The 12,088-nt window shown below is 64.7% G+C and carries 11 protein-coding genes and 1 pseudogene; 3 read left to right on the forward strand and 9 right to left on the reverse strand.

Annotated features, from left to right (window positions below):
• Positions 1 to 72: 72 nt before the first annotated feature.
• The 8 genes and pseudogenes from PZ897_RS03735 to PZ897_RS03770 form a co-directional block, all read right to left on the reverse strand.
• On the reverse strand, positions 73 to 1,317 hold the full coding sequence (locus PZ897_RS03735) for a phage major capsid protein (RefSeq protein ID WP_275750062.1): 1,245 nt from the start codon (positions 1,315 to 1,317) through the stop codon (positions 73 to 75).
• 162 nt (positions 1,318 to 1,479) lie between these two features.
• Positions 1,480 to 2,046 (reverse strand): annotated as a pseudogene (locus tag PZ897_RS03740) (HK97 family phage prohead protease); the annotation flags it as partial.
• Between the two features lie 117 nt (positions 2,047 to 2,163).
• The gene (locus tag PZ897_RS03745; protein WP_275750064.1) at positions 2,164 to 2,490 is read right to left on the reverse strand and encodes a DUF6107 family protein; all 327 of its coding nucleotides are present in this window, start codon (positions 2,488 to 2,490) and stop codon (positions 2,164 to 2,166) included.
• Between the two features lie 67 nt (positions 2,491 to 2,557).
• A complete protein-coding gene (locus PZ897_RS03750; protein ID WP_275750065.1) occupies positions 2,558 to 3,736 on the reverse strand; it encodes a phage portal protein in 1,179 nt (392 codons plus the stop codon).
• 206 nt (positions 3,737 to 3,942) lie between these two features.
• On the reverse strand, positions 3,943 to 5,235 hold the full coding sequence (locus tag PZ897_RS03755) for a terminase family protein (RefSeq protein WP_275750066.1): 1,293 nt from the start codon (positions 5,233 to 5,235) through the stop codon (positions 3,943 to 3,945).
• Between the two features lie 437 nt (positions 5,236 to 5,672).
• A complete protein-coding gene (locus PZ897_RS03760) occupies positions 5,673 to 6,290 on the reverse strand; it encodes a hypothetical protein (RefSeq protein WP_275750068.1) in 618 nt (205 codons plus the stop codon).
• A 608-nt stretch (positions 6,291 to 6,898) separates the two neighbouring features.
• A complete protein-coding gene (locus PZ897_RS03765) occupies positions 6,899 to 7,060 on the reverse strand; it encodes a DUF1328 family protein (protein WP_275750070.1) in 162 nt (53 codons plus the stop codon).
• 105 nt (positions 7,061 to 7,165) lie between these two features.
• Positions 7,166 to 7,618, reverse strand: a complete 453-nt coding sequence (locus PZ897_RS03770; RefSeq protein WP_275750071.1) for a YcgN family cysteine cluster protein — start codon at positions 7,616 to 7,618, stop codon at positions 7,166 to 7,168.
• A 112-nt stretch (positions 7,619 to 7,730) separates the two neighbouring features.
• Here PZ897_RS03770 and PZ897_RS03775 point away from each other — a divergent pair, with 112 nt between their 5' ends.
• The 3 genes from PZ897_RS03775 to PZ897_RS03785 all read left to right on the forward strand — a co-directional run bounded on the left by PZ897_RS03775 (position 7,731) and on the right by PZ897_RS03785 (position 11,318).
• Positions 7,731 to 9,986 carry a PBP1A family penicillin-binding protein gene (locus PZ897_RS03775; RefSeq protein WP_275750073.1) on the forward strand — a complete coding sequence of 752 codons (2,256 nt, stop codon included), beginning with the start codon at positions 7,731 to 7,733 and terminating at the stop codon, positions 9,984 to 9,986.
• Between the two features lie 197 nt (positions 9,987 to 10,183).
• Positions 10,184 to 10,771, forward strand: coding sequence for a DUF1214 domain-containing protein (locus PZ897_RS03780; RefSeq protein ID WP_275750075.1), 588 nt, complete (start codon positions 10,184 to 10,186; stop codon positions 10,769 to 10,771).
• Entirely contained in the window at positions 10,764 to 11,318 is a 555-nt protein-coding gene (locus tag PZ897_RS03785) for a DUF1254 domain-containing protein (protein ID WP_275750077.1), read from the forward strand. The genes PZ897_RS03780 and PZ897_RS03785 overlap by 8 nt, the downstream gene beginning before the upstream one ends.
• A 457-nt stretch (positions 11,319 to 11,775) precedes the next feature.
• On the opposite strand, the gene PZ897_RS03790 is transcribed toward PZ897_RS03785, so the two are convergent.
• Positions 11,776 to 12,009 (reverse strand): hypothetical protein, encoded by a 234-nt coding sequence (locus PZ897_RS03790; RefSeq protein ID WP_275750079.1) that lies wholly within the window; start codon positions 12,007 to 12,009, stop codon positions 11,776 to 11,778.
• Between the last annotated feature and the right edge of the window lie 79 nt (positions 12,010 to 12,088).

Genomic DNA, 12,088 nt, shown 5'->3' on the forward strand with positions numbered 1-12,088 from the left:
TCAGGAAGCGTCTGGGGAAAATCCCTCCCCCGGCTGACCGGGAGAGGGTTGGCTCGGAAGGAACGCACTCCGTCAGGCGGCGAATTTCAGCAGCTTGATCGCCTCGAAATTCTGCACCCCGCCACCGACACGCTTGGTGGTGTAAAACAGCACAAAGGGCTTGGCCGAATAGGGATCGCGCAGGATGCGCACCCCGGTGCGGTCGACCACCAGATAGCCACGGCGGAAGTCACCGAAAGCGACCGAGGCAGCGTCGGCGGCGATGTCGGGCATATCCTCGGCCTCGACCACCGGGAAGCCCATCAGCGAGGCCTGCTGCCCCGCGCCGGCCGGTGGCATCCAGAGATAATTGCCATCGGCATCCTTGAACTTGCGGATCTGGCTTTGGGTCTTGCGGTTCATCACAAACCGCCCGTTCTGACGATGTCCGGCCTTCAGCGCATAGATCAGTTCGACCAGCCGGTCCGACGGATCGACGCCAAACGCACCCGCGGCCCCGGTGGCAATATGGCCGAGATTGCCCCAGCTCCAGCTGGCGTCGGCAACGCTGGGGTAATCGAGGAAGCCGCGCGGCTTGTTGGCCCCGTCGCCCGCCACAAACGCCGCCCCCTCCTGCTCGGCAAAGGCGGCCTCGACTTCGGCGGCGATCCAGCCCTCGATGTCGAGCGCTGCGTCCTCGACCAGCGAAGCGGTGGCGGCCGGCATGGCGTAAAGCTCCATGGTCGGAAACTGCAGCTCGGCCAGTTGCGGCGCCGCCGTCTGCGGCCGTGCGTCGGTTTCGCCGACCCAGCCGGTGGCCATGCCGTCCAGGGCAAAGGGCTTTTTCAGCACTGCGCCGGAGACCTGCCGCACCGTGGCAATCGAGCGGATCGGTGACAGCTCCGACAGTCGCCTGCCGATGTCACTGTCGAGCTCGTCGGGCACCAGGTAGCCGCCGTCGGCATCGCTGCCCGCCGACATCGCCTTCAGCTCCGCCTGGCGCAGCCCGGCCTCGTCGCCGCGCCGGACATAGGCGTCAAAGGCCTGGCGAACCGGGCTGGGCGCAGCGCCGTTGCCGCGCCCAAGGTCGGGACGGGCGCGTTTGACCAGCAGCGCATCAAGCGCACGTTTCTGCTCATCGAGAGCTGTATCGATGCGCGCCATCTTCTCGTCGGTGATCACATCAGCGCCGCCGCGCCGCTCGATCTCGGCCAGCCGCTCGTCATTGGATTGCTTGTAGTGCTCAAACGCGGACAGGAAGTCCTCGAAAGCGGCGGAAACATCAGCGTCGACGCTCTTGGTTTCCGGCGCAGGCTGGGTTTTGCAATGCGAAGTCATGGGATGTCCTTTCAACAGGGTGGGTTCGGTAGGCCGGGAACTGCAAGTCAGCGCACGGGTCAAAGTGCGCAGCTGCTGCTCCAGGCGTTTGAGATCCTCCGGGCCAGCGTCCTGCCTGTCCGAAAGCGCGCCGTAGCCACGGGCGATCAGCCCGCGCGCCTAGCGTCGGCTCAGCCCCGCATCCCGCGTGAGCCGGCGTTCAAGTTCGCGTACCGTCAGCACCGGGGCCAGAGGCAACTTTCCCGCTGCCTTGACGGCGGTCACCCGCGCGCCCGGCTGCATCGGAAACGTCACCACCGAGATCTCCCAGAGATCGGCGCTGAGGATTCGCCGCACTCCGGCCTTGGCCTCGTTGCGGGCGCGCAGCGTCTGGAATCCGATCGACAGCCCGTCGAGTGCGCCGGACTTCATCAGCGCATGGACTTCGCGGGCGCGAGCCACGCCGAGAGCCAGCTTGCCTTCCACATGCAGCCCGCGTTGATCCTCGCGGATCGACAGCCAGCGGCCAATCGGCTGATCCGGGTCGTGCTGGTAGAGCATGCGCACGTCACCGGCGCCGCGGCGCTTGAGCGAAGCGGCGAAGGCGCCGGGCTCGATCACGTCGCGCCCCAGGTCAACCGCGCCGAACAGGCTGGCATAGCCCGCAAAACTGCCGTCGCCGCTGACGTCCTCCAGTGCCAGATCGACGCGCTTGTGCTGCCGTCCGGATGCGCTCCAGTCGCTTGTCATGGTTTTATCCTTGCTGTTCTTGAAGTCGATGTTGCCCCGTCAGGGCTTCTAAGCCCTCCCGCTTGAGGGGAGGCAGACCCTTCGCGGCCGCCCTGCCAAATCGAGAGGCCGTGAGAGCTAGTCTGGGATATCCTTCCCCCGCCCGGTCCTATCGGCAATCCGGGCCAGTGCGCCGAGCGCCCACCAGGCGCTCATGCTGGCGGCGGCCGATCCGGTCAGCAAGCTTTCGGAGGGTGACAGCATCCCCCTCACCCCCATCCATTGTCCCAGCGCCACACCAACCGGGCCACCAAACACCAGGCCGCACACGACACCGGCGATGGCGCGGGCCGCAGCCTCACGCACGCCCTTGGGCATCATGTAGACCAGCGAAACCAACGCTCCGGCCAAAGCGCCGGCAATGCGGGCGGCGGCCATTGCAGGATCGGGATCGATATTCGCCATCGCGTCACCTCCGGCGGTCATCCCCGCCTCGCAGATTGATTCAACTGCTTGCGGTCTTGAATCCGGTTCAGTCCGCAACACGCTGATATCCCACAGCTTCCCGCTTTTCCTCATCGGTCAGGAAATCAGCCGCACCGACCCGCGCCCACAGCCCGTCGCGTTCGGCAGAAAGCCCCGGCAGCCGGTCGGCGTCATAGTCGATCTTCAGCCCGGCGCCGTGGACTGGCTGCAGCCAGGCGGTCAGGGCTTGCGCCGTGCGGGCCACCAGCGGCAGCACGGTGAGGCGGCAGAAGGCCCGGTTGGCCTCCTGGTAATTGGCGTAGGTCAGGTCGCCGGGAATGCCCAGAAGCATCGGCGGCACACCCAGCGCCAGGGCGATGTCGCGGGCCGCGCCGTTCCTCGCCTCGACGAAATCCATGTCGCGCGGCGTCAGTCCCATCGCCTTCCAGTCGAGCCCGCCTTCAAGCAGCATCGGCCGGCCGGCGCGGCGGGCGCCCTGATAGCCTTCTTCAAGCTCGGCTTTCAGCCGCTCATATTGCTCCGGTGTCAGATTGCCGCCGTCTTTCGGCTGATAGACCAGCGCGCCGGATGGCCGGGCGGAATTGTCCAGCAGCGCCTTGTTCCAGTTCATTGCCGCATTGTGCAGATCGAGCGCCATCAGCGCTGCCTCCAGCGGCGCGAAGCCCAAATGGTCATCGAGCGGATGAAACAGTTTCAGATGCAAGAGCCCCGGCCCGTCTTCCGGGCTCACACCGAAGCGCTGCCGCCGGCCGCCGGCCTGATGTTCATAGGCGGTGGGCCAGCCGTCCGGTCCGGTGATCACCCGCATCCGGTCCGGCCTGAGCAATTGCAGCCCGGCCACTCTTCCACCGGCGTTGACCGGATTGATCCAGGCATTGCCCGAAAGCACAAGGTGGCCATAGAGCGTTTCAAAAAAGCCGGCGCCGGCGCCATTCGGGTCAGGCCGGCCCAGCAGATCCAGCACCGGATGCCGCTCCTGTTCGCGGCCGCCGTCAAACACCAGCCAGGGCACCGAGGCAGCCGCCTCGGCGATCATCCGCGTTGCCCTGTGCGCCACCGGATTGCGCATGAAGCCTTCCCGCGCAATGGCCGGGTAAGAGCGCCCGCTCCAGCTTGCGCCCGCGTCACCGGCCAGCGCCGCAATCGCGCCGGGCAGCCAGCTCTTGGCGGCAGGTGCGCGGTCTCGCGCCGCGCGGGTCCAGGGAAGCCGAAATCCAAATGCCATTGAGTTGCCCTTTCGGTGTCCGGAATCAAAAAACCGCCTCGGCTGCCCGGGCGGGGTGTGGGTATTTTCCCGTCTTCCCGGACTTGATCCGGGATCCAGCGACCCGGCCTCCGCCGGGTCAGAAGACTCTTATCAACCCAAGGACTTGGGCTGGCTGGATGCCGGATCGGGGTCCGGCATGACGGAATCATTGGATCGCGCCAACATCAAAGATGCCGCACCTGCGGTTCGCTTCTGCGGCCGAGCAGCAACTCGGTCAGCGCCCAGACCAGCGCGTCGAGCCGGTCGGGCGAGCGGCCCGAGGACAATCCATCGGGGCCGAAATCGCACATCTGGTCTTCCAGTGCGCCAAAGTGGCCGGCATGGACCACCCTTCCCTGCTCATAGAGTGCCGCCACCGGTTCGGCGCGCAGCCACTTTCCGCGCGTCGCCCGCACCTGCCGCACCGGCAGCGCCGGCTCGACGGTCCTGAGCACGCTGGTCACCATGTCGCCGCCCTGGTTGATTTCGGCCACCACGCAATCGGCATCGAAGCGGCGGTAAAGCCGCGCTGTCGCTTCGGCCCAGCGGGTCGGGCTTGCGCCCTCGACCGAGCCATCGGCCAGCACCACGGCGCGGCCATCGGCGTCAAGGCCCGCGGCGATGATGCCGCAGCAGGAATAGCGGGCGGCGCTCGCCGTCGGCGGATCGACCGCGACCACGATGCGGGCAAGCAGGCCGTGTTTGCGCACCACGAGCGCCTCGAGCTGGTCGCGCCGCCACAACCCGTCCTCGCGGTCGGCAATCAGCTCGCCGTCAAGTTCCTGCCGCCCCAGCCGGGTGCCGCCATAGCGCGCCCGGATCGCCTCGAGAAACCCCGCCGCCAGATTGGCCGCATTGTCGCCGGTGCTGATCCGCGTCACCCGCGTGGCCGGGTCTTTCACCAGGGCCAGCATCAGCGGCGTCGCCCGTGGCGTCGTCGTCACCAGTTGCCGTGGCGCTGTCCCGAGCCGCAGGCCAAATTGCAACATGTCCCAGGTCTCGCGGGCATGCCGCCATTTGCCCAGCTCATCGCACCAGGCGAGATCAAATTGCGGTCCGCGCAGGCTTTCGGGATCTTCCGATGAAAACATCTGCGCCACCGCGCCTGACGGCCAGACCAGCCGCCGTCGCGTCGCCTCGAAACTCGGGCGCTCGGCACGCGCCACGCCAAGGATGCCCGACACCCCGTCGATCATCACCTCGCGGGCATCGCCAAAGGTTTCCGCCACCAGCGCGATGCGGCCATCCCTGCCAAGCCCGGCGATCGCGCCCGAGGCCAATGCGTGCACCCATTCGGCCCCGGCCCGGGTCTTGCCCGAGCCGCGCCCGCCCATCAGCAGCCAGGTGCGCCAGGCCCCTTCGGGCGGCAATTGTTCGGGCCGGGCCAGAAACTCCCAGGCGGTGGCATTCTCGATCAGGGCCGGATCGGCAAGCCGGTCCAGATGCGCCGCGAGAAGCTCGTCGACGGTGTCCGCCATGTCGAGACTCTTGCCATGCGGAACTGAGTCACCAAACCGCTCTATCTGGTTGTTTTTCAACATCTCTCGACCGCCATCCGGATCCCGCATATCCGGAACCGGGTCACCCCGGTCCCGATGGCCGGGGTTTGACTCCCGCCGTGGCTGTGGGGCGTAGATCAGGACGCTACGGACTGGCTTTGCATGGCCTGCCCCAGGCCTCGTCCACACCCCATATTTCAGCGCCGCTGCCATCGACCGGATTGTCATGCGTCACTCTCCTGCCGGCCACCTAGTCCACGGGATTATTCTGAGTCGGGTCATCTCCCCCTCCAGCTCCGTCACGCCGGCACCCACCCCACCGTCTTGCCGGACACCGATCCGGCATCCAGCGACCCGGCGTCTGCCGGGTCAAATCACTCTCTTCAGCCCACGTCCTTGGGCTGATGAAAATGCTTTCATCCAGCCTCGTCCCGACCCGTAGCACCTGCTTCCGCTTCTTCACCGGCATCTGCCTCGCCAATAGGCTCATCGCCACCTTCACCCTGACCCTGACCCTGACCCTGGCGCTGCGCCGCCAGCCGCTCGGCGGCGGCGAGGATCAGTTGCCGCACGGTCTGCCTGAGTTGGTCGCGTTCTTCGCCGGTCAGGGCTGTGGCAGCGGCGCGGGCCTCGTCCTCGGCAATCAGCCGCTCCATCTGGTCGATCTTTTCCAGCGTGCGGGCGATCAAGGCCACCTGATCGACCGCCGCCTTGCCTTCCAGCCCGTCGCAGCCGAGCCGGGCCGCTTCGCGGTCGAGCACGGCGCGCATCCGCCGGAGCATCTCGCGGGTGCTTTCGGCCGACAGCCCGGCGCCACCGCCCACTACCTCGGGCCCAGTCGTCTCGGGCCCAGCCTGCTCGGACCCGGCCGGATCATCCGCGCCGGAGGGCTCGCGCTGCTTGAACTCGAACGGCTCCAGCGCCAGCACCAGATCGATCAACCGGTCAATCAGCCCGGCCTCGCCCACAGCCGGCGCAGGCCGGTCCGGTCCCGACAGCATAACTCGCCCGGCACCGCCACAGGTCTCGGTCATCAAAGCCTCGCAATGTCCACAATTCGCATCCGATCCGGCCACCAAAAAAGCGCCCCGGACACTCCAGAGGCGCTTGGCGCTAAGATCAATTTTCAAACGGCATAGCCGCCTCGTCACACCGGTCCGGACCTTATGGAAACCCGCTCCTGTCCGGCACCGTGTCCGGCACATTTCTGTGACGATGACATAACCCTACCAGAGCTCCGTCACACCGTCAAGGATTATATTCCTAGATTTTTGGGTTTGCGATTTTTCTCCTGATAATCAGTGATGTGTCAAATACATACGGCCAGTACAACCGGCTCAAACGCGCTTATGAGGACGGCACGGCCTGAGTTGAGCCCACGGCGCGGGTCCTCATCGAAGGCCGTTACATCCTGATTTTTGAGCCAATGGCTTACGGCATATTGGTCGTGGCTATCGTCTATGGCGGGCGGGACCCGGAGAGTTGGTTGTAAGTACGACAATAACTTTTTCACTTAGCCGCCAATCAAGCCCGACCGTTCCACACAAAAAAACCGCCAGAGACTGGCTCCGGCGGTGGTAGGTGTGCTTCGGCTCCGGGAGTGAGCCTCGGCCGGGGGGGGGGGAACAGGTATGGCGTCGCGTCAGGCGATGGCGACAATGCCCAGGACTGCGAGCAGGAACAGCACCAGCACCACGGCAATCAGCACCTTGGCGCCGGTCAGCGCCGCGCCGGACAGCCGTCCAAAGCCGAGCAGGCCTGCGACAGCGGCAACAATAAGCAGGATCAGGATCCATTTGATCATCAGGGCAATCCTCCGTTTGGCAATTCGAGGATCCAACGCCGCCGGCGCGATTTTGTTCCCATCCGCGGATGAGGTTTTTTCGCCCGCCCCGATCGAGCGGCCGGATCAGACCGCTTCGCCGGGCCAGTCGACCAGGTAGTCCTCGAAGCTTTCGACCACCACATCGGCTTCGCTGACAGTGCGGCCGCGCACCGAAACACCGGCCTCGTGCACCGTCTCGGGGTCGCCGGAAACCAGCGGATGCCACCAGTACAGATCGGCGCCCTCATGCACCAGCCGGTAGCCGCAGGTCGGCGGCAGCCAGGTGATGGTGTCAACCTGAGCCGGGGTCAGCCCGATGCAGTCGGGAACCGTGGCCTGGCGGTTGTCGTAATCGGTGCAGCGGCAGCTCTCGCCATCCAGCAGACGGCAGGCAATGTTGGTCCAGGCGATCTCGCCGGTGTCCCAGTCCTCGAGCTTGTTGAGGCAGCAGCGGCCGCAGCCGTCGCACAGGCTTTCCCATTCTGCCGGGGTCATCTGCTCAAGTGTCTTGGCTTTCCAGAAGCTGGTGGCGCTCATAGCCGTCTTCCTTTTTCCGTTGGCGCTGCCGCCGGTGGCGCGCACGGCTTGTCCTTTGCCTGAAAATGAGCCAAAAGCATAGGTCACAGGGGGCGAAAACTGTGGTGATATTATGCACCGCGGCACTTCCGATGCGCGACGTGATGTCGCCGCCGCCGGCAATGGACAAAGACCCGTGCAAGATCCGTTCAACCAGAACCACCGTCCGCGCAAACGTTCCACCCTTCTGCTGCGCATTGATTCCTGGATTGATTCCACCATCTGGAACGCCGGTTTCCGCCTGGGCGAGATCTGGGAGGAGATCACCATCTTCTTTCGCCGCTTCCGCACCCGCGGGGTCTGGAAGGCCGTCTTCGAGGTCGCCGGCGAAGGCATGAACATCGGCACGGCCGGCTTCGTGCTGCTGCTGGCGCTGGCGCTGCCGGCGTTTGAGGAAACCAGCGGCAATTGGCAGGCGCGGGATGATTTCGCCGTCACGTTCCTCGACCGCCACGGCAATGAGATCGGCCATCGCGGCATCATCCACGAGGATTCGGCCCCGGTCGATCAGTTGCCCGACCACTTCGTCAAGGCGGTGCTGGCCACCGAGGACCGGCGCTTCTTTGACCATTTCGGCATCGATTTTCTGGGCCTGGCGCGCGCCATGACCGAAAACGTCAAGGCCAATTCCGTGGTCCAGGGCGGCTCCACCATCACCCAGCAATTGGCCAAGAACCTGTTTTTGACCAATGAGCGGACCATCGAGCGCAAGGTCAAGGAAGCCTTTCTGGCATTCTGGCTCGAGGCCAATGTATCGAAAAAGGAAATTCTCAGGCTCTATCTCGACCGCGCCTATATGGGCGGCGGCACCTTTGGCGTTGCTGCAGCGGCGCAGTTCTATTTCGGCAAGGACATCACCGAGGTCTCGATCGCCGAAGCCGCCATGCTGGCCGGACTGTTCAAGGCCCCGGCCCGTTACGCGCCGCACATCAATCTGCCGGCAGCCCGCGCGCGCGCCAACGAGGTGCTGTCGAATCTGGTGCAGGGCAATCTGATGACCGAGGGCCAGGTCATCGGCGCCCGGCGCAATCCGGCCAACGTGATCGACCGCGGCAACCGCGAAGCGCCGGATTACTTCCTCGACTGGGCCTTTGAAGAGGTCAGGCGCATTGCCGGTCCGTTCGCGCAGCATTCGCTGATTGTCCGGACCACCATCGACCCCGGCCTGCAGCGGGCGGCGGAAGCGGCGGTGGAAACCGGCCTGCGCCAGGATGGCGAGAGGTACCGGGCAAGCCAGGCAGCGCTGGTGCTGATCGAGAATGGCGGTGCGGTGCGGGCCATGGTCGGTGGCCGCGATTATGGCGCCAGCCAGTTCAACCGCGCCTCGCACGCGCTCAGGCAGCCCGGGTCCTCGTTCAAGGTGTTCACCTATTCGCTGGCGATGGAAAAGGGCATGACCCCCGACAGCACGATCGTCGACGCGCCGATCCACTGGGGCAACTGGAACCCGAAGAACTACAGCCTCGGCTATCGCGGCCGCATCGACATCAAGACGGCGCTGGCCAAATCCGTCAACACCATTCCCGTCCGCCTCGCCAAGGAAAAGCTTGGCGAGGATCCGATCGGCCAGATCATGGCGCAGGCAAAGAAGTTTGGTGTCGAGACCCCGATCCGCCGGGATGTCACCATCCCGATCGGCACATCGGAAGTCACCGTGCTGGATCAGGCCACCGCCTTTGCGGTGTTTCCCACCGGCGGGTTGCAATCGCGCCGTCACGGCATTGCGCAGATTCTCAACTACAAGGGCGATGTGTTGTATGATTTTGCCCGCGATGAACCGCCGGCCGAACGGGTGCTGTCGGAAACTGCCGGCATGTATATGAACCAGATGCTGACCCGCGTTCCCTATGTCGGCACAGCGCGTCGGGCCGCCGTCGACGGGGTGTTGACCGGCGGCAAGACCGGCACCACCCAGGCCTATCGCGACGCCTGGTTCGTCGGCTATACCGGCAATTTCACGGCTGCGGTGTGGTTCGGCAATGACGACTATACCTCGTCCAACCGGATGACCGGCGGCTCGCTGCCGGCCATGACCTTCAAGCGGGTGATGGATTATGCGCATCAGGGCATCGAACTCAGACCAATCCCCGGCGTTGACAATCCGCTGCCCGAGCCGAAAGCAGGCCCGCTGGTCGCCGAATCCTCAACCGATGCGAACGGCAACGCGCTACCGGCGGTGCAACGCAGCCGATCGCTCAACCGCGACACCACGGCCGTGCTGCGGGATCTTGCCGAAAAATTGCAGCGGGCCAATCCGCTCGGCGCCACGGAGCGTCTGGCTGCGGCGCACAGCCTGTCAGACCTGGTTCCCATTGTCGTGGAACGATGATATTTCATCATCCGATTTGGCAATGGGGCAAGACGGTGATGGGAAGCGGGGTTGGCCCACTGCGCATCAGCCGGCAATTGCGGGGCGTGATGAACGGATATTGCAGGCCGGATGACTGGTCTTTGGCACAGTCTTGTGCTTTGCCTCGGTTCGCGTCGCACGTCGCGCGTCCGAACTAAACAAGGAAGTCCCGCCACGTGTTCCGTTTGCCCGTCCTTGTTCTGCTCACACTGGCGATCGCCTTTGGCGGCGGCGCCATGTCCGCCTCATGGACGCTCAAGGCGACCTCCGGTTTCGGCGCCATCAAGCTCGGCTCGTGGAGCGCCTATCCGGAATTGCAAACGGCCGATGCCGATCCCTTTGCCAAGGCGCATCGCGCTGACAATGGCCGTATCCTGCTCGGCCGTGCCGAAGGCCTCGTGTTCACCGCGCTCAGCGATGAAGCCGGAGCTGCGCTGTCGGGCCGCTGTGCCTACGACATCTCCGGAACAACACCACCGACGCGATTCTGGTTTCTGCAGGTGACCGATGCTCGGGGCGCCCCGCTTGATACCCCCGCACGGTTTCCGACCAGCCTCAACTCATGGACGACATTGCGCAATTCCGACGGTGCCTTCACCATCCGGGTCAGTGCCGATCCCAGCCCGGGCAACTGGATCAGGCTCGACAGCGACGCCGGCATCAGCTTCGTGCTGACCCTGATCGACACGCCTGCGGCGGCGTCGGCAAGCATGATCGAACTCGACATGCCGACGATTAAGCGGATCGGATGCCGCGATGCGTAGTCTGCTGCTTGCCATCGCGATCGGCCTGTTGGGCGCGGCCTTTATTCACATCATCATCATTCTGGCGCTGCCGCTTTGGACCGGCACCGACAGCTGGACCCGGGTCAAGGCGCTTGGGGCCTCGAACCGCTTCTATGCGCTGGCCAACGAGCCCAACACGACGGGGCTCTACAACGAAAACCCCAATGTCCGCACTGCGGTGTGCCATTTCGATGTTTCCGACGGTCCGATCCGCATCATTGCCTCGGGTGATGTCCCGATCTGGACGGTGTCGGCCTATGACAGCTCCGCCAACGAAACCTATTCGATGAACGACCGGTCGGCGATCGGCAGCGGCGTCAACATCGCCTTTGTCACACCGGCGCAAATGCTGCAGTTGCGGCGCATCATGCCGCCCGCGCTCGAGCAGGCGGTGCTGGTGGAACTGACACGGCCCGAAGCCTATGTCGCCTTGCGTGTCATCTCGCCAACTCCCAGCCATGAACCGGCCGCACGGGCGTTTCTGGACACGGCGCTGTGCCAGGCCATGAGTTTGGAGTCGGGCTGACCGGCGCTCACTGCTTGCATCTGGACTTCGCCGCCATCAAATGGCCCGGACTCGTCTGTCTCGCCTCCCGGATGCGGACTGCTGAGATCAGCACCGAGGCGGAAAACCTGCCCCGGCGGCCCAGGATCATGAAGGTCTCCATGGCCTTGCTGCCCACGCTCATCGACCTTGACCGGCCGCCCGCTGCCAGGCTGGCTCGACCGGGTCGCCACCATGCTGGCGGTGTTGATCATGCTGGATCGTGTCCGGGTGGCGGTGGCAGCCAGGGGGCGGCCCTGTTGTCGTCGCCGCGGGCGATACGGTTTGCCAATCGCTGCAGCGACGGACTGATGACCGGGACAACTGCGGGGCTTGCCGCAAGATGGCTCTGCTTCAGGTTTCGTTGGATCACTTTCCGGGCGGACATTGATCCGCGGTCCGATCCATCGCTTGGCGATGGCCTCGTCAAATTTCCGGATCAGCCGTTCTTGCGTGGCTGCCGCTTCTTGCGAACCGGTTTTGCAGGAACGGGGTCGTCAAACATCGGCTCATGCGGCCGCGATGCATAAGATGTCGAGTTGGCATCAAGCCGCTCGTGGCGGACGCCGGTAAAGATCAGCACCTTGGCTGTATAGTCCGCCGGGTAGCCTGGTGGAGCTTGACATCTGGAAGGCCGGCATCTGTCCGTATCAAAGAATAGTATTGTCGTCATCTCTGGTCTCCAACTCAGTGGAACAGGAATTACGCTTGACATTCTTCTCCCATATTCATCTGCATCAAGCCAGCAGTTG

The organism is Hoeflea sp. YIM 152468, from assembly GCF_029210485.1.
GTDB lineage: Bacteria > Pseudomonadota > Alphaproteobacteria > Rhizobiales > Rhizobiaceae > Hoeflea.

Bases quoted from the DNA above. Each gene is read 5' to 3' on its own strand.
- PZ897_RS03735 (WP_275750062.1), bottom strand. From the start codon at position 1,317: ATGACTTCGCATTGCAAAACCCAGCCTGCGCCGGAAACCAAGAGCGTC.
- PZ897_RS03745 (WP_275750064.1), bottom strand. From the start codon at position 2,490: ATGGCGAATATCGATCCCGATCCTGCAATGGCCGCCGCCCGCATTGCC.
- PZ897_RS03750 (WP_275750065.1), bottom strand. From the start codon at position 3,736: ATGGCATTTGGATTTCGGCTTCCCTGGACCCGCGCGGCGCGAGACCGC.
- PZ897_RS03755 (WP_275750066.1), bottom strand. From the start codon at position 5,235: ATGGCGGACACCGTCGACGAGCTTCTCGCGGCGCATCTGGACCGGCTT.
- PZ897_RS03760 (WP_275750068.1), bottom strand. From the start codon at position 6,290: ATGACCGAGACCTGTGGCGGTGCCGGGCGAGTTATGCTGTCGGGACCG.
- PZ897_RS03765 (WP_275750070.1), bottom strand. From the start codon at position 7,060: ATGATCAAATGGATCCTGATCCTGCTTATTGTTGCCGCTGTCGCAGGC.
- PZ897_RS03770 (WP_275750071.1), bottom strand. From the start codon at position 7,618: ATGAGCGCCACCAGCTTCTGGAAAGCCAAGACACTTGAGCAGATGACC.
- PZ897_RS03775 (WP_275750073.1), top strand. From the start codon at position 7,731: ATGCACCGCGGCACTTCCGATGCGCGACGTGATGTCGCCGCCGCCGGC.
- PZ897_RS03785 (WP_275750077.1), top strand. From the start codon at position 10,764: ATGCGTAGTCTGCTGCTTGCCATCGCGATCGGCCTGTTGGGCGCGGCC.
- PZ897_RS03790 (WP_275750079.1), bottom strand. From the start codon at position 12,009: ATGACGACAATACTATTCTTTGATACGGACAGATGCCGGCCTTCCAGA.